The organism is Serratia sp. 201, from assembly GCF_037027545.1.
Lineage (GTDB): Bacteria > Pseudomonadota > Gammaproteobacteria > Enterobacterales > Enterobacteriaceae > Serratia > Serratia bockelmannii.
The window spans coordinates 1-15757 of the sequence record NZ_JAXCHC010000005.1; the positions used below are offsets into that span (position 1 = coordinate 1).

Below are 15757 nucleotides of genomic sequence, written 5' to 3' on the forward strand. Positions count from 1 at the left end.
GGGCGAAAAAGCGACGAATTTATGTCACTTTTTCAGGCAAACAGCCATAAAAGCTGGCGATCGCTGGAGTAAAATAGAAATAACGATGTCAGTAAGGACCCGCAGCCATGCCGTTAAATGCACAACAACAGGCCGCCCAACGCAATCTTTCTTATCTGCTTGCAGAGAAACTCGGCCAACAAATTCTGGCGGGCGATTATCAGGCCGGCAGCATCCTGCCCGGTGAAATGGAACTGGGCGAGCAATTCGGCGTCAGCCGCACCGCAGTACGCGAAGCGGTAAAGATGTTAGCCGCCAAAGGCATGTTGCTACCGCGCCCGCGCATCGGCACCCGCGTGATGCCGCAGAGCCAATGGAATTTCCTCGATCAGGATTTACTGACCTGGTGGATGACGCGGGAAAACTTCGATCAGGTGATGCAACACTTCCTTATCTTGCGCACCTCGCTGGAGCCACAGGCCTGCGCGTTGGCGGCAGACCACGCCAGCCCGCAGCAAACCAAGCTGCTGGCGGAACTGATGGCGGAAATGCGCGCGCTGCATACCCAGTTTGACCGCGAGCGCTGGATCCAGGTCGATACCCAATTCCACCAGCTCATCTATGAGGCCAGCGGCAACCCGTTCCTGACCTCGTTCGCCAACCTGTTCAGTTCGGTGTACCAAAGCTACTTCCGCGCCATCACCGGCAATGAAGTCATTAAGCTGCGCCATCATCAGGCTATCGTCGATGCGATACTCGCCGGGGACAGCGCCGGCGCGCTCGTCGCCTGCCAGGTGCTGCTGAAAGAGAAAGACTAGACACGCTCCCCGCTTATATATAGAAGAAAGAGACGAGGGACAGACGACCATTTAACCAGGACCGACCATGACCCAATCCGCGCGCAGTATGGCAGGGCTACCGTGGATCGCCGCAATGGCGTTCTTTATGCAGGCGCTGGACGCCACCATCCTCAACACGGCGCTACCGGCGATCGCCCAAAGCCTGGGGCGATCGCCGCTGGCGATGCAATCGGCCGTCATCAGCTACACGCTGACGGTGGCAATGCTGATCCCGGTCAGCGGCTGGCTGGCGGACCGCTTCGGCACCCGGCGCGTGTTCATCTTCGCCGTCACGCTATTCACCCTCGGCTCGCTGCTGTGCGCCCTCTCCCCCACGTTGAGCGCGCTGGTCGCCTCTCGCGTGCTGCAGGGCATCGGCGGCGCGATGATGATGCCGGTCGCGCGGTTGGCGCTGCTGCGCGCCTACCCGCGCAGCGAACTGCTGCCGGTGCTGAACTTCGTCACCATGCCCGGCCTGGTCGGGCCGATTCTGGGGCCGCTGCTGGGCGGGTGGCTGGTCACCTACGCCACCTGGCACTGGATTTTCCTGATCAATATCCCTATCGGCCTGCTCGGCATCTTCTATGCGCGCAAATACATGCCGGACTTCACTACGCCCAAACGCCGCTTCGATTTTCTTGGCTTCATGCTGTTCGGCCTGAGCCTGGTGCTGATCTCCACCGGGCTGGAGCTGTTTGGCGAGCGGGTACTGGCAAGCTACGTTTCGCTGGGTATTCTGCTCAGCGGCTTTGTGATGCTGTTCGGCTACATCGCGCACGCCCGCCGTCACCCTCAGCCGCTGATCGGTCTCGACCTGTTCAAAACCCGTACCTTCTCGGTCGGTATCGCTGGCAACGTCGCCTCCAGGCTGGGCACCGGCTGCGTGCCATTTTTAATGCCGCTCATGCTGCAGGTGGGATTCGGCTATACGGCGATCGTCGCCGGTTGCATGATGGCGCCAACCGCCATCGGCTCGCTGATGGCGAAATCCACCGTCACTCAGGTGCTGCGCTGGTTCGGCTACCGTAAAACGCTGGTCGGCATTACCGTTATCATCGGAGTGCTGATCGCCCAGTTCGCCCTGCAAAGCCCGGGCATGCCGCTGTGGCTAATGATCCTGCCGCTGTTCGTGCTGGGCATGGCGATGTCCACCCAGTTTACCGCCATGAACACCATCAGCCTGGCGGATTTGAACGACGCCAACGCCAGCGCCGGCAACAGCGTCCTGGCGGTCACCCAGCAGCTGTCCATCAGCTTCGGCGTGGCGATCAGCGCAGCGGTGCTGCGTTTTTACGAATCCCTGTCGTTAGGCACCATGATCGACCACTTCCATTACACCTTTATCACCATGGGGATCGTCACCGTGGCGTCGGCGCTGGTGTTTATGTTGCTGAGAAGGAAAGATGGCCGCAATTTGATCAGCGGCCAGGAAAGCAAGAAAGAAGCGAAGGTGGCGAGCTAACGGCGGCCCACCGAGGCGCGTTCCACCAGCTCGGGCGTCAGCACCAGCACCTGGGGCGCGCGCTCCGGGTTTTGCAGGCGGTTGATCAGCGCATCGATCGCCAGTTCGCCCAGCGAATCCTTCGGCTGATGAATGGTGCTCAGCGGCGGCGCCAGATAACGGGCCAACTCAATGTCATCGTAGCCCATCACCGCCATATCCTGCGGCACGGAAAGCCCGGCCTGATACAGCGCCTGATAAACGCCTACCGCCACCGCGTCGTTGCCAGCGAACACCGCATGCGGCGGCTCGTCCAGCGCCAGCAGTTGGCGCATGGCGTTTACCCCGCCCTCAAACTCAAAATCGCAATGCACTTCATACCCTGGCGAAACCGGCAATCCGGCGCGACGCATTGCGTTGCGATAGCCTTCCAGTCGGTGACGAGCGGTGGTTTTATCCTCCGGGCCAGCAATGCAGGCAATCTTGCGGTAGCCGCGGGCGATCAAATGATCGGTCGCCATCTCGCCGCCCAGCAGCGAGTTATCCTGAATAATGTCGTTGGCGCCCTCGAACGGCGCCCAGTCCATCATCACGATCGGCAATGACGGGTAGCGGCTCAGGGCATCTTGCGATGGCCGGTGGTTTTCGGTGCACATCAACAGCAAACCGTCGACGCGCTTTTGCAGCAGCGTCTCCATGCTGCGGTTCATGCGCGCGGCGTCTTCTTCGGTGTTGCACAGGATCAGGCTGTAGCCGCGTTCATAGCAGCTGCGCTCTACGCCGCGCACTACTTCGGCATAAAACGGGTTGTTGCTGGCGGTCACCAGCATGCCGATAGTGCGCGTCTGATTGAGCTTCAGGCTGCGCGCCAGCGCAGAAGGCGCATAGTTCAGCTGTTCCACGGCCGCCATGACCTTGTCGCGCACGCTGTCGCTGACAAAGCGATTGTTGTTGACCACATGCGAAACGGTAGAGGTTGAAACGCCCGCCAGGCGGGCGACATCTTTCATGGTGGCCAAAGGATCACCCCTGCTGCTGCAAGAAGGCGTCGATCTCTTCACGCCACGGCACCGAAGGCTGCGCGCCGGGGCGGGTCACGGCGATCGCCGCCGCCGCATGGGCGAAACGCACCGCGTCGGCCATGACCTTGCCTTCCAGCAGGGCGGTCACCAGCGCGCCGTTAAAGGTATCGCCGGCGGCGATGGTATCCACCGCTTGCACCTTGAAACCGGGCACCAATTTGCCGTTGCCGTTTTCGCTCAGCCACACGCCGCGGCTACCGAGGGTGATGATCACCGTCGCGATGCCCTTGTCGTGCAGCGCCTGCGCCGCACGCGCCGCATCGACGTCGTTGTCCACGGCGATGCCGGTCAGGCGCTGGGCTTCGGTTTCATTCGGGGTGATCATATCGATCATGCCCAGCAGCTCGTCAGGTAGCTCGCGCGCCGGAGCCGGGTTGAGGATCACCTGCGTGTGATGTTGCTTCGCCAGGCGGGCGGCGGCAATCACCGTCTCCAGCGGCGACTCCAGCTGCATCAGCAGGGCATCGGCGTCGATCACTTTTTGTTGGTAGCGCGCCAGGTAATCCGGCGTCACCGCGGCGTTGGCGCCGGCATCAATGCCGATCACGTTCTCGCCTTCGGCGTTGACGAAGATCAGCGCCACGCCGGTGGTGCTGTCGGCGATGGCTTCAATCGGCTGGGTATCAATGCGATCGCTCGCCAGCTGCCGGCGGACACGTTCGCCGATATCGTCGGCGCCCACGCAGGCGATAAAGGCGATCTTCGCCCCGCTGCGCCCGGCCGCCACCGCCTGATTCGCGCCCTTGCCGCCAAACGCCACCTTATACTGTTTCCCGATCACCGTTTCGCCCGGGTGAGGGAACTGTTCAATATTGAGGATATGGTCGGCATTGATGCTGCCAAGAACCACCAGCTTACCTGTTTCCATCGCATTGATTCCTGAATTGCGCGCCATCGTAAACGCCCCGTTCCGATGGCGCTGGTATGACTTACTGAGTGACCAGTTTCAAATCGACCGGGATGGTCGCCGGCACTTTTTCGCCTTTCAGCACTTTATCGGCGGTTTCCACGCCGATCACGCCGATCTGATCGGGACGCTGCGCCACCGTCGCCGCCAGCTTGCCGCCTTCGACCGCTTTCACGCCGTCAGCGGTGCCGTCGAAGCCTACCACGATCACGTCGGTTTTACCGGCGGTTTGCAGCGCGCGCAGCGCACCCAGTGCCATTTCATCGTTCTGGGCGAACACCGCCTGCACATCCGGGTGCGCGGTCAGCAGGTTCTGCATCACGTTCAGGCCCTTGGTGCGATCGAAATCGGCCGGCTGACTGGCCAACAGTTTGAATTTATTCTGATCCAGCGACTGCTTGAAGCCTTCACCGCGTTCACGCGCGGCAGAGGTGCCGGCGATGCCTTCCAGCTGAATCACCTTGGCATCGGCGCCCGCTTTCTTGGCGATGAAATCACCGGCCATTTTGCCGCCCACGCGGTTATCCGAAGCGATGTGGCTCACCACGTCACCCTTGCTCGCCACGCGGTCCAGCGTGATGACCGGGATCTTAGCCTGGTTGGCCATCTTGATGGCGTTACCCACCGCATCGGAGTCGGTCGGGTTGATCAACAGCAGCTTGGGCGCCCGCACCATCAGATCCTGCACGTTGGCCAGCTCTTTCGCCGGGTTGTTCTGGGAATCCAGCACCACCAGGTTGTAGCCCAGCTTGTTGGCCTCTTGCTGCGCCCCATCCTTCATCGAGACGAAGAACGGGTTGTTGAGGGTGGACACCACCAGCGCGATGGTGTCTTTGGCCATGGCATTGGCGCTCAGGGTGGCGCTCAGCGCGATGGCGGAAGCTAAGGTTGCCAGTTTTTTCATTTTCATCATCGTGATTCCTGTAGGGGGAGGTTACTTGTTGCTTTTGTTATCTACCAGAACCGCCAGCAGTATCACCACTGCCTTCACGATCATTTGGTAGTAGGAAGAAACACCCAATAAATTCAGGCCGTTGTTCAGGAAGCCGAGGATCAGCGCCCCGATCAGCGTGCCGACGATGCGCCCCTTGCCGCCGGCCAGGCTGGTGCCGCCCAGCACCACGGCGGCGATGGCGTCCAGCTCATAGCCGGTGCCGGCGGTCGGCTGCGCCGACGACAGGCGCGCCACTTCGATCACCCCGGCCAGCGCCGCCAGCAGGCCGCACAGCGAGTAGACGATAATCTTCACTTTATCGACGCTGATGCCGGACAGGCGGGTCGCTGCTTCGTTGCCGCCCAGGGCATAAATATAGCGGCCCAGGCGCGTATGGTGCAGCATATACCAGGCGGCGATGAACACGATCGCCATGATCCAGATCGGTGTAGGCACGCCCAGCGGGCGGCCGATACCGAACCAGCCGAAGGTGTCGGCCACGTCGGTGAAACCGGTATTGACCGGGCTACCGTTGGTGTACACCATGGTGACGCCGCGCAGCAGCAGCATCATCACCAGCGTGGCGATAAAGGCCTGCACTTTGCCTTTGGCGACGATCACCCCGGTGCAGGCGCCAATCGCGGCGCCCAGCGCCAATGCCGCCGCCACCGCCACCAGCGCGTTGACCTCAAAGCCGACGATCGACGCCGCCACCGCGCCGGTCAGGGCCAACAGCGATCCTACCGACAGATCGATGCCGGACGTGAGGATCACCAGCGTCATCCCCACCGCCATGATGGCGTTCACCGAAGTCTGCTGCAGAATATTGAACAGGTTGTTCAGGGTGAAGAAGTTCGGGCTCATGGAAGAGACCACGGCGATCAGCACCAGCAGCGCAATCAACGACTTCTGCTCTAACAGCCACTCTTTACTGAACCAGCGCTTGGCTGCGATAGTCTGGGAACTCATATCTGATTACTCCTGCTTTACGCCGTATTGCTTGCCGACGGCTGCCGCCATCAACGCTTCCTGGGTGGCCTGTTCAATCGGGAACTCGCCGCTGAGATGCCCTTCGTGCATCACCAGAATGCGATCGCTCATGCCCATCACCTCCGGCATTTCCGAAGACACCAGAATGATGCTCAGCCCTTCCTGCTTGAACTGGTTGATTAACTGATAGATCTCTTTTTTGGCCCCGACGTCGACACCGCGCGTCGGCTCATCGAGGATCAGCACTTTCGGCCGGGTCATCAAACCACGGGCGATCGCCACTTTTTGCTGGTTGCCGCCGGAAAGCAGGCCGATCGGCTGCTCCATCGACGGCGTTTTGATATTGAACAGGCGGATGAAATCCCCCACCGCCTGCCGCTCGTCGGCCTGTTTCAGGCTGCCGTCGGCGCGGCTGAAGTAGCGCAGCGCGGTCAGCGACATGTTTTCCTTCACCGACATGCCCAGCACCAGGCCGTCGCGCTTGCGGTCTTCCGAGATATAGACGATGCCGTTCGCCAACCCGTCCTGCGGCGAGTGGGTGACCACGTCGCGGCCGTCCAGGCTGACGGTGCCGGCCTTACGCGGCGCGGCGCCGTACAGGATCTTCATCAATTCAGTGCGCCCGGCGCCCATCAGCCCGGCCACGCCGAGGATCTCGCCGCGGTACAGCGTAAAGCTGACGTCTTCAACGCCGGGTCCGGAAAGGTGGCTGACGTCCAGCCGCTTTTCCCCGCGCGGCAAATCAAGGCGCGGGTATTGTTCTTCCAGCTTGCGGCCGACCATCATCTCTATCAGCGAATCTTCCTGCAGCTCGCTCACCGGCCGCTCAGCGATGAACTGCCCGTCGCGGAACACGGTCACGTCGTCGCAGATTTCAAAAATCTCTTTCAGGCGGTGCGAGATATAAACGATGCCGCGCCCTTCGGCCTTCAGCTCGTTGATCACCTTGAACAGCGAGGCGGTTTCGGTGTCGGTCAGCGCATCGGTCGGTTCGTCCATGATGATCACTTTCGATTCGAAGCTCAGTACCTTGGCGATCTCCACCATCTGCTGATCGCCGATCGACAGCTCCCCCACCAGCCGGTGGCTGCTGTAGCGCAGGTTGAGGCGCGCCAACAAGCGATCGGCCTCGGCGTACATGCGCTTCCAGTCAATGCGGCCGAAACGGTTGACGAACTCGCGGCCGAGGAAGATGTTTTCCGCAATCGTCAGCTGCGGGATCAGGTTCAGCTCCTGATGAATAATGCCGATGCCCGCTTCCTGCGAATCTTTAGGCCCGTTGAATACCACCTCTTTACCGAGAAAATACTGACTGCCGGCGTCTTTCTGGTAGATGCCGGTCAGCACTTTCATCATGGTGGACTTCCCGGCGCCGTTTTCCCCCACCAGCGCCATCACCTTGCCGGGATAGACGCTGAGGGCGGCGCCGGAAAGCGCCTTCACGCCGGGAAAGGCTTTATCAATCCCTTTCAGTTGCAGTAAAGGTTGCATACGCGCCTCAGAAAGTTACGCCGCCGCACAGGATCACGTTCGCGTAAGGCGAACACTCTCCGCTGCGGATCACCGCCCGGCTGTGCTCGGTTTGCGCTTTAAACGCCTGATGGCTGATATAGCGCACGCTGATGGTATTGCCCTGGCGTTGGCCCAGTGCGGTCAGTTCAGCCAACAATGCCTCGTGGAGCGACGGATTTTGTTTCACGATCTCTTCCGCCAGGATGGCGTTTTCTACCTGCATCTCTTGCGTGACCGCCGCGAACACCTGCATGAAGGTCGGCACGCCCTGCGTCAGCGCTAGATCGATGCGCTGCGTCGCCGCCGGTATCGGCAGGCCCGCATCGCACAAGGTGAGCTGATCGGTGTGCCCCAGCCGGGCAATCACGGCAGACACGTCGGAATTCAGTAATACGCCTTTTTTCATCTTCTCACTCCGCTAGCGAAACGTTTCGCTCTCTGGAGGAGTTTAAAAAAACGGCAGGGGAAGGCAACCGGGACAATGCAGAAGTGTGATCGCTATCGAAACGTTTCGTTCGCGCGCGGAAAAAGCGCAAACAAAAGGGGCTCAGCCATGCTGAACCCCTGTCAGGTGGGTTAGATCTCGACCTGCGTGCCGAGCTCGATGACCCGGTTCGGCGGGATCTCAAACTGATCCGGCGCGCGCAGCGCGTTGCGGCTCAGAGCGACGAACAGCTTGCCGCGCAGGTAGAGGTACCATGGCCGCTTGGTGAGGATCAGCGATTCATGGGACATGAAGAACGACGTCTCCGACATGCGGCACGGCAACCCTTCCAGCCCGCAGCGGTGGAACACTTCCTCCACGTTCGGCGTTTCGCGCCAGCCGTAGCTGGCCACCACCCGCCAGAAGGTCGGCGACAGCTGCTCGATGGTCACCCGGCGCACGTTGTGCACGTAAGGCGCATCCTCGGTGCGCAGCGTCAGCAGCACCACGCGCTCATGCAGCACCTTATTGTGTTTCAGGTTATGCAACAGCGCAAAAGGAATGACATTGGTGGCGCGCGACAAGAAGACCGCGGTGCCCGGCACCCGTACCGGCGGCGATTTCTCCAGCGAGGCGATCATCGCCTCCAGCGAGTTGCCGTGCTCATGCAGACGGCGCAACAGGCGGAAGCGCTCGCTCTTCCAGGTAGTCATAATGATGAACATCACCAGCGCCAAGGTCAGCGGCAACCAACCGCCAGAGAACAGCTTCAGGGCGTTGGCGGAGAACATCGGCACGTCGATGATCAGCAATATGGTCACGATGCCGATCGCCAGGAAGCGGTTCCAGTGCCAGTTATTAATCGCCACCGAAGTGACCAGAATGCTGGTCAGCACCATGGTGCCGGTGACGGCGATGCCATAAGCCGCCGCCAGGTTGCTGGAGTGCTCGAACCCGATGATCACCAGCACCACCGAGATGTACAGCGTCCAGTTGATCACCGGAATGTAGATCTGGCCAGATTCCATTTCCGAGGTGTGAATGATGCGCATCGGCGACAAATACCCCAGGCGCACCGCCTGGCGGGTCAGCGAGAAGACGCCGGAAATCACCGCCTGCGAAGCGATAACCGTCGCCAGAGTCGCCAAAATCAGCAGCGGGATCAGCGCCCAGTCGGGCGCCAGCAGGAAGAACGGGTTTTTGATCGCCTCAGGGTTTTTCAGCAGCAGCGCCCCCTGGCCGAAGTAATTGAGCACCAGCGAAGGCAGCACCACGGTGAACCAGGCCAGGCGGATCGGGAACTTGCCGAAGTGCCCCATATCGGCATACAGCGCCTCGACGCCGGTGATGGACAGCACCACCGCCCCCAGCGCGAAGAACGACACCTTCTTATATTCCATAAAGAAGTTGAGCGCCCATTTGGGATTCAGCGCCTGCAGCACTTCCGGGTTCGAAATGATGCTGCGCGCGCCCAGCACCGCCAACACGATGAACCACAGCAGCATTACCGGGGCGAACAGCTTGCCGACGCTGCCGGTGCCGTGTTTTTGGATAACGAACAGCAGGGTCAGCACCAGAATCGAGAGCGGGACGATATAGGCGTCGAGCGCAGGCGCGGCGATTTCCAACCCCTCTATCGCCGACATCACCGAGATCGCCGGGGTGATCACCACCTCGCCATAGAAGAAGCTGCCGCCGATCAGGCCCAGTATCACCAGCACTGCGGTGGTGCGCGCCGAGGTATTTCGCCCGGCCAGCGACATCAGCGTCAAAATGCCGCCTTCGCCGGCGTTGTCCGCCCGCATCACGTAGGTAAGATATTTGAGGGAAACGATCACGATCAGCATCCAGAAAATCAGCGACAGGAAGCCGAAAACCACGTCTGGACGAACATCGAAGCCGTAATGGCCGGAGAAACACTCTCTCAACGTATAGAGAGGACTGGTGCCGATATCACCGTAGACCACGCCGATGGCAGCCAGGGTTACCGCCGATAGGGACTGCTTATGCTCTGCGCTCATAATTCGTTTCTTTATCAGAACATCCGTTAGCGATGCATCCGCATCAGGCAAAATACGGGCTCAAAGATCCGTCACGCCCACCAGAAAGCCGCACAGTATGCACCATTTATACGGCTTGCCTACCCTTATATCAGAGCCGAAAAATAAACAAAATGTGAACCGGATATCCGACTCAACTGAGAAAAATTTTACTAATCAATAAGCTATACCATTAAAAATAATGGTGGTTTATCATCGAATTATCGACCAAGATTGGCTAACTCTCGGACAATACGACGATTATATGACGCCATCATCCCTTCTGGCAGAACGAATTTCCCGCCTCAGCAGCGCGCTGGAGAGCGGCCTCTATGAGCGGCAAGAGGCAATCCGCCTGTGCCTGCTGGCGGCGCTGAGCGGCGAAAGCGTATTCTTGCTCGGCCCGCCCGGCATCGCCAAGAGCCTGATCGCGCGCCGGCTGAAGTTTGCCTTCCGCAACGCCCGCTCCTTTGAATACCTGATGACGCGCTTTTCCACGCCGGAAGAGGTCTTCGGCCCGCTCTCGATTCAGGCGCTGAAAGACGAAGGGCGCTATCAGCGTCTGACCGCCGGCTATCTGCCGGAAGCGGAGATCGTGTTTCTGGACGAGATCTGGAAGGCCGGCCCGGCGATCCTCAACACCCTGCTGACGGCGATCAACGAACGGCGCTTTCGCAACGGCAACAGCGAAGAACCGATCCCGCTGCGCCTGCTGGTCACCGCCTCCAACGAACTGCCCGAAGCGGACAACAGCCTCGAAGCCTTATATGACCGCATGCTTATCCGCCTGTGGCTGGACAAGGTGCAGGATAAACAGAATTTCCGCTCGCTGCTGGTCAACCGCCAGAGCGAAAGCCAAAACCCGGTGCCGGCGGCGCTGAGCATCAGCGACGAAGAGTTTCTGCAGTGGCAGCCGCAGATCGACAAGGTGGCGCTGCCGGAAGCCTGCTTTGAGCTGATTTTCCAGCTGCGTCAGCGGCTGGACGCGCTGGAGCAGGCGCCATACGTCTCCGATCGGCGCTGGAAAAAAGCCCTGCGTCTGCTGCAGGCCTGCGCCTTCTTCAGCGGGCGCGATGCCATCGCCCCGCTCGACCTGATGCTATTGAAAGACTGCCTGTGGCACGATCTCACCTCGCTGAAGCTGCTGCAACAGCAGATCGATCAGCTGCTGACCGAGTCGGCCTATCAGCAGCAGTCGATGCTGATCCAGTTGCAACAGATCCATACCCGCTGGCTGCAGGACCAGCAGCAGCAAAGCGATCGGCAGGCCATCAGCCTGGTGAAAAAGGGCGGCATGTTCAGCCGCAAACCGCAATATGCGCCGGCCACGCCGTTCGCCGGCGGCACCCTCACCCTGCTGCTGCAAAAACCGCTGCAGCTGCATGACATTCAGGTCAACCATCTGAGCATTGAGAGCAGCGTGCTGGATAACTGGCTGCAAAAAGGCGGCGACGTGCGCGCCAAGCTGAACGGCATTGGCTTCGCGCAGCCGATCGATTTGGACGTCGATGACCAACTGCACCTGACGGTGCTGGACGTCAGCCGCCAGCCTTCGCTGCTGGCGCTGCCGGGCAAACAGGCCACCGCCACGCCGCAGGCGCTGCTGGATGAAATGGACGCGTTGGCCCAGCGCCTGGCGGAGCAGCGCCGCGCCTTCAGCCAACATCAGCCCTGTCTGTTCACGCCTGCCGCTGGCCTGGCCAAGATCGAAGCCAGTCTGCTGCAAGTGGCGGAACAGGTTAAACAGCAACAGCAGCAAATGCGCGGCCAGTAACCATGCTCAGTCTGGAGACGCTCGATCTGCTTCTGGCGATCACCGAAGGCGAGATGATCGAGGAGATGATCGTCGGCATGCTGGCGGCGCCGCAGCTGTCGGTGTTCTTTAAAAAGTTTCCGGCCCTTCGCCGGGCGCTGGATCGCGATCTGCCACGCTGGAAACTGCAGCTCAAGGAGCGTCTGCAGGAGGCTATGGTGCCGCCGGCGCTGGCGCAGGAGTTTTACCGCTACCAGCAGTGCCAGCTGGAGAACAACACCCAGTTCTATCACAACCTCAATGACACGATGGAGCTTCTGCGTCAGCTGGTCTCGCCGTTTTATGAACAGGCACGCGCGCTGGTGGACGCCGCCGATCTGCCCAATCACCCGCTGGACGACAGCTTCCAAACCCTGTTCTTGCAGCGCTGGCGCATCAGCCTGACGCTGCAGGCCACTATGCTGCACCACCAGTTGCTGGAACAAGAGCGCGAGCAGCTGATGGCGGAACTGCAGGAGCGCCTGGCGCTGAGCGGCGCGCTGGAGCCGCTGCTGTCGGAAAACGACACCGCCGCCGGCAGGCTGTGGGACATGAGCAAAGGCCAGCTGCAGCGCGGCGATTACCAGCGGCTGGTGGAGTATGGCAACTTTTTGCAGCAGCAGCCGGAGCTGAAAAAGCTGGCGCAGCAGCTGGGCCGCAGCTATCAGGCCAAGGCGGTGCAGCAACAGGACGCGCAGCCGGAGCCGTTCAGGGTCATGGTGCAGGTGCCGGCCACGCTGCCGGAAGAAGTGAGCGGCATTCATCAGAGCGACGACATCCTGCGTCTGCTGCCGCCGGAGCTGGCGACGCTGGGGATTGAAGAGCTGGAATTCGAGTTTTATCGCCGTCTGTTGGAAAAGCGACTGCTGAGCTACCGTCTGCAGGGCGACGTCTGGCAGGAACAGATCCTGATCCGTCAGGTCACCCACCAGCAGCAGGATCAGCAGCCGCGCGGGCCGTTTATCGTCTGCGTGGACACCTCAGGATCGATGGGCGGCTTCAACGAACAGTGCGCCAAGGCGTTCTGTCTGGCGCTGCTGCGCATTGCGCTGGCGGACAACCGCCGCTGCTACATCATGCTGTTCGCCAACCAGATCGTGCATTACGAGCTCACCACCGCCAGCGGCATCGAGCAGGCCGTGCGTTTTCTCGGTCAGCAGTTTCGCGGCGGCACCGATCTGGCGGCCTGCTTGAACGCCACCGTCACCAAAATGGCGGAGAGCGGCTGGTTCGACGCCGATGCGGTGATCATTTCCGATTTTATCGCCCAGCGGTTGCCGGAGGAGGTAATAAAGAAGGTGAAACAACAGCAGCAAAGCCACCAGCAGCGTTTCCATGCGGTGGCGATGTCCGCCTACGGCAAACCCGGCATCATGCGCATCTTCGATCATATCTGGCGCTTCGATACCGGGCTGAAAAGCCGTTTGATGCGCCGCTGGCGGCGCTAGGCGGTTAGAGCAGGCCTTCGACCGCCCCGCGCACTTCCGGCGACCACACGCCGCACTGCACCTGGCCGATATGCGACAGCTGCAACAGCAGCATCACCAAACGCGACTGACCGATGCCGCCGCCGATGGTCTGCGGCATATCGCCGCGCAACAGCGACTGGTGCCATTCCAGCTTCATGCGTTCTTCATCGCCGGTCAGCGCCAGCTGATGTTTCAGCGCCGTGGCGTCGACGCGGATGCCCATGGAAGACAGCTCGAAAGCGTCCTGCAGCACCGGGTTCCACACCACGATATCGCCGTTCAGGCCCGCCAGTCCATCCGTCGCCGGCGTGGTCCAGTCATCATAATCCGGCGCCCGCACATCGTGCGATTTGCCGTGCGACAGCTTGCCACCGATGCCGATCAGGAACACCGCGCCCAATTCTTTGGCGATCGCCCGCTCACGCCCTTTGGCGTCCAGATCCGGATAGCGCTGCAGCAGGGTTTCGCTGTGTACGAAGTGGATCTGTTCCGGCAGGAACGGGGTCAGGCCATGCTCACGGCTGACTTCCGCTTCCGTCGCCTTGATCGCGGCGTAAATGCTGCGCACGGTGCTTTTCAGGTAGTCCAGGCTGCGCTCACCGTCGCCCATCACCCGCTCCCAGTCCCACTGATCGACGTACACCGAGTGGATTGGCGTCAGGCGGTCCTCATCCGGGCGCAGCGCCTTCATATGGGTATACAGGCCCTCGCCGGCGCCGAAATCGTAGCTGCCCAGGGTTTTGCGTTTCCATTTCGCCAGTGAATGCACCACTTCGAAGGTGGCGTCAGGCAGAGTTTTGACCTTAACCTGCACCGCTTTCTCGCTGCCGGAGAGGTTATCCTGCGTGCCGTCGCCCAAACGGCTGAGGATCGGCGCTTGCACTTCGATCAGGCCGAGCTGTTGCTCCAGCTGGCGGGAGAAGAAGGATTTGACCTGGCTGATTTGTTGTTGTTTTTGGATAAACTGTTTTTTCATTGCCGTATCTCTTGTAAACCTGTCTCTGTTGACATCGATTAAGCAACAAAATGACACGTCAATTCAATATCCATTAATCAATATTGCCTTTTCACTTTTAATCGTTCATTTTTACCCGGACAGAATTCAACAATCGTTAATTAATGGGGGATTAAATGGCGGAAATTTATCAGATCGATAATCTCGATCGCGGCATCCTCAACGCCCTGATGGACAATGCGCGCACACCGTACGCCGAACTGGCGAAAAACTTCGCCGTCAGCCCCGGCACCATTCATGTGCGGGTGGAGAAGATGAAACAGGCCGGGATCATCACCGGCGCGCGCATCGACGTCAGCCCCAAACAACTGGGCTACGACGTGTGCTGCTTTATCGGCATCATATTAAAGAGCGCCAAGGACTACCCTTCGGCCCTGAAGAAGCTGGAAAGCCTGGAAGAAGTGGTAGAAGCCTATTACACCACCGGCCACTACAGCGTCTTTATTAAGGTAATGTGCCGATCGATCGACGCGTTGCAACAGGTACTTATCAACAAGATCCAGACCATCGACGAGATCCAGTCTACCGAAACGCTGATCTCGCTGCAGAACCCCATTATGCGCACCATCGTGCCGTAACCCGCCAAATTGCATACCCACATTATCCACAGGTAGATCCCAGCCGATTCACAGCGTACAATGCAGCCACTTTGAGTGAGAAGGTTGGGATCGTTGGTTCATGGCAGACATTACTCTGATCAGTGGCAGTACGCTTGGCAGCGCCGAATACGTGGCTGAACATTTGGCTGAAAAGCTGGAAGACGCGGGTTTCTCTACCGAGATGCTGCACGGCCCTGAACTGGATGAACTGCCGTTGACCGGCCGCTGGCTGGTGGTCTCTTCCACGCACGGCGCCGGCGAACTGCCGGATAACCTTCAGCCGCTGTTGGAACAGATCGCAGAGCAGCAGCCGGATCTTTCCGAGGTGCAGTTCGGCGCCGTCGGTTTGGGCAGTTCGGAATACGACACCTTCTGCGGCGCGATCAAACAGATCGACGATCTGTTGATCGCCAGAGGCGCTAAAAGGATCGGCGATCGTCTCGAGATCGACGTGACCGAGCATGAAATTCCCGAGGATCCGGCCGAGGAATGGGTAAAAACCTGGATTAATTTACTCTAATTCGTCTAAAGATCGCGCGAACGATTGTGGATAACTAAGCTTAAAAGCAGGGTAAAAGCCGTAGTTATCCCAATAACAACCGTAGTGCGCTTTTTGTCCTGTGCATAACAAGCCTTTTAGATCCCAGCTTATCTGCGTCGGGATCACCGATCATTCACAGCAAACGATCCTCCTTAATCCGCTGATCTTCATCGTGAATAGTCACTTATCCACAG

Annotated in this window: 14 protein-coding genes; 6 read left to right on the plus strand and 8 right to left on the minus strand. The window is 59.8% G+C overall.

What is annotated here, in order from left to right; genetic code table 11:
- Positions 1–107: 107 nt before the first annotated feature.
- Complete coding sequence (locus WA302_RS21650; protein WP_033652336.1) at positions 108–797, plus strand: FadR/GntR family transcriptional regulator; 690 nt, start codon at positions 108–110, stop codon at positions 795–797.
- A 67-nt stretch (positions 798–864) separates the two neighbouring features.
- Positions 865–2280 (plus strand): multidrug transporter subunit MdtD, encoded by a 1416-nt coding sequence (mdtD, locus tag WA302_RS21655; protein ID WP_099816895.1) that lies wholly within the window; start codon positions 865–867, stop codon positions 2278–2280.
- On the opposite strand, the gene rbsR is transcribed toward mdtD, so the two are convergent.
- From rbsR to kup, 7 genes are all read right to left on the minus strand, one after another.
- On the minus strand, positions 2277–3278 hold the full coding sequence (gene rbsR / locus WA302_RS21660; protein WP_025304727.1) for a ribose operon transcriptional repressor RbsR: 1002 nt from the start codon (positions 3276–3278) through the stop codon (positions 2277–2279). The genes mdtD and rbsR overlap by 4 nt on opposite strands.
- 4 nt (positions 3279–3282) lie before the next feature.
- Entirely contained in the window at positions 3283–4209 is a 927-nt protein-coding gene (rbsK, locus tag WA302_RS21665) for a ribokinase (protein WP_099816896.1), read from the minus strand.
- A 61-nt stretch (positions 4210–4270) separates the two neighbouring features.
- Positions 4271–5158, minus strand: a complete 888-nt coding sequence (rbsB, locus tag WA302_RS21670; RefSeq protein ID WP_025304729.1) for a ribose ABC transporter substrate-binding protein RbsB — start codon at positions 5156–5158, stop codon at positions 4271–4273.
- A 24-nt stretch (positions 5159–5182) separates the two neighbouring features.
- Positions 5183–6151 carry a ribose ABC transporter permease gene (gene rbsC, locus WA302_RS21675; RefSeq protein ID WP_025304730.1) on the minus strand — a complete coding sequence of 323 codons (969 nt, stop codon included), beginning with the start codon at positions 6149–6151 and terminating at the stop codon, positions 5183–5185.
- 6 nt (positions 6152–6157) lie between these two features.
- Positions 6158–7663: a ribose ABC transporter ATP-binding protein RbsA gene (gene rbsA, locus WA302_RS21680; RefSeq protein WP_025304731.1), complete on the minus strand. Its 1506-nt coding sequence runs from the start codon at positions 7661–7663 to the stop codon at positions 6158–6160.
- Between the two features lie 7 nt (positions 7664–7670).
- Positions 7671–8090 carry a D-ribose pyranase gene (rbsD, locus tag WA302_RS21685; RefSeq protein ID WP_049295016.1) on the minus strand — a complete coding sequence of 140 codons (420 nt, stop codon included), beginning with the start codon at positions 8088–8090 and terminating at the stop codon, positions 7671–7673.
- 170 nt (positions 8091–8260) lie between these two features.
- A complete protein-coding gene (gene kup / locus WA302_RS21690; protein ID WP_015379467.1) occupies positions 8261–10129 on the minus strand; it encodes a low affinity potassium transporter Kup in 1869 nt (622 codons plus the stop codon).
- A 283-nt stretch (positions 10130–10412) separates the two neighbouring features.
- Between kup and ravA the strand changes: the two genes are divergently transcribed.
- The gene (gene ravA / locus WA302_RS21695) at positions 10413–11921 is read left to right on the plus strand and encodes an ATPase RavA (RefSeq protein ID WP_025304733.1); all 1509 of its coding nucleotides are present in this window, start codon (positions 10413–10415) and stop codon (positions 11919–11921) included.
- A 2-nt stretch (positions 11922–11923) separates the two neighbouring features.
- Positions 11924–13387: an ATPase RavA stimulator ViaA gene (viaA, locus tag WA302_RS21700; RefSeq protein WP_336064731.1), complete on the plus strand. Its 1464-nt coding sequence runs from the start codon at positions 11924–11926 to the stop codon at positions 13385–13387.
- A 4-nt stretch (positions 13388–13391) separates the two neighbouring features.
- Here the strand turns inward: viaA and asnA are convergent, their stop codons facing one another.
- On the minus strand, positions 13392–14384 hold the full coding sequence (gene asnA, locus WA302_RS21705) for an aspartate--ammonia ligase (protein WP_099816899.1): 993 nt from the start codon (positions 14382–14384) through the stop codon (positions 13392–13394).
- 155 nt (positions 14385–14539) lie between these two features.
- On the opposite strand from asnA, the gene asnC reads away from it, so the two are divergent.
- Together asnC and mioC are read left to right on the plus strand one after the other, a co-directional pair.
- Positions 14540–15001, plus strand: coding sequence for a transcriptional regulator AsnC (asnC, locus tag WA302_RS21710; RefSeq protein ID WP_004933786.1), 462 nt, complete (start codon positions 14540–14542; stop codon positions 14999–15001).
- 100 nt (positions 15002–15101) lie between these two features.
- Complete coding sequence (gene mioC / locus WA302_RS21715) at positions 15102–15542, plus strand: FMN-binding protein MioC (RefSeq protein ID WP_025304736.1); 441 nt, start codon at positions 15102–15104, stop codon at positions 15540–15542.
- Positions 15543–15757: the final 215 nt, after the last annotated feature.

Bases quoted from the DNA above. Each gene is read 5' to 3' on its own strand.
- WA302_RS21650 (WP_033652336.1), top strand. From the start codon at position 108: ATGCCGTTAAATGCACAACAACAGGCCGCCCAACGCAATCTTTCTTAT.
- mdtD (WP_099816895.1), top strand. From the start codon at position 865: ATGACCCAATCCGCGCGCAGTATGGCAGGGCTACCGTGGATCGCCGCA.
- rbsK (WP_099816896.1), bottom strand. From the start codon at position 4,209: ATGGAAACAGGTAAGCTGGTGGTTCTTGGCAGCATCAATGCCGACCAT.
- rbsB (WP_025304729.1), bottom strand. From the start codon at position 5,158: ATGAAAATGAAAAAACTGGCAACCTTAGCTTCCGCCATCGCGCTGAGC.
- rbsC (WP_025304730.1), bottom strand. From the start codon at position 6,151: ATGAGTTCCCAGACTATCGCAGCCAAGCGCTGGTTCAGTAAAGAGTGG.
- rbsA (WP_025304731.1), bottom strand. From the start codon at position 7,663: ATGCAACCTTTACTGCAACTGAAAGGGATTGATAAAGCCTTTCCCGGC.
- rbsD (WP_049295016.1), bottom strand. From the start codon at position 8,090: ATGAAAAAAGGCGTATTACTGAATTCCGACGTGTCTGCCGTGATTGCC.
- kup (WP_015379467.1), bottom strand. From the start codon at position 10,129: ATGAGCGCAGAGCATAAGCAGTCCCTATCGGCGGTAACCCTGGCTGCC.
- ravA (WP_025304733.1), top strand. From the start codon at position 10,413: ATGACGCCATCATCCCTTCTGGCAGAACGAATTTCCCGCCTCAGCAGC.
- viaA (WP_336064731.1), top strand. From the start codon at position 11,924: ATGCTCAGTCTGGAGACGCTCGATCTGCTTCTGGCGATCACCGAAGGC.
- asnA (WP_099816899.1), bottom strand. From the start codon at position 14,384: ATGAAAAAACAGTTTATCCAAAAACAACAACAAATCAGCCAGGTCAAA.
- asnC (WP_004933786.1), top strand. From the start codon at position 14,540: ATGGCGGAAATTTATCAGATCGATAATCTCGATCGCGGCATCCTCAAC.
- mioC (WP_025304736.1), top strand. From the start codon at position 15,102: ATGGCAGACATTACTCTGATCAGTGGCAGTACGCTTGGCAGCGCCGAA.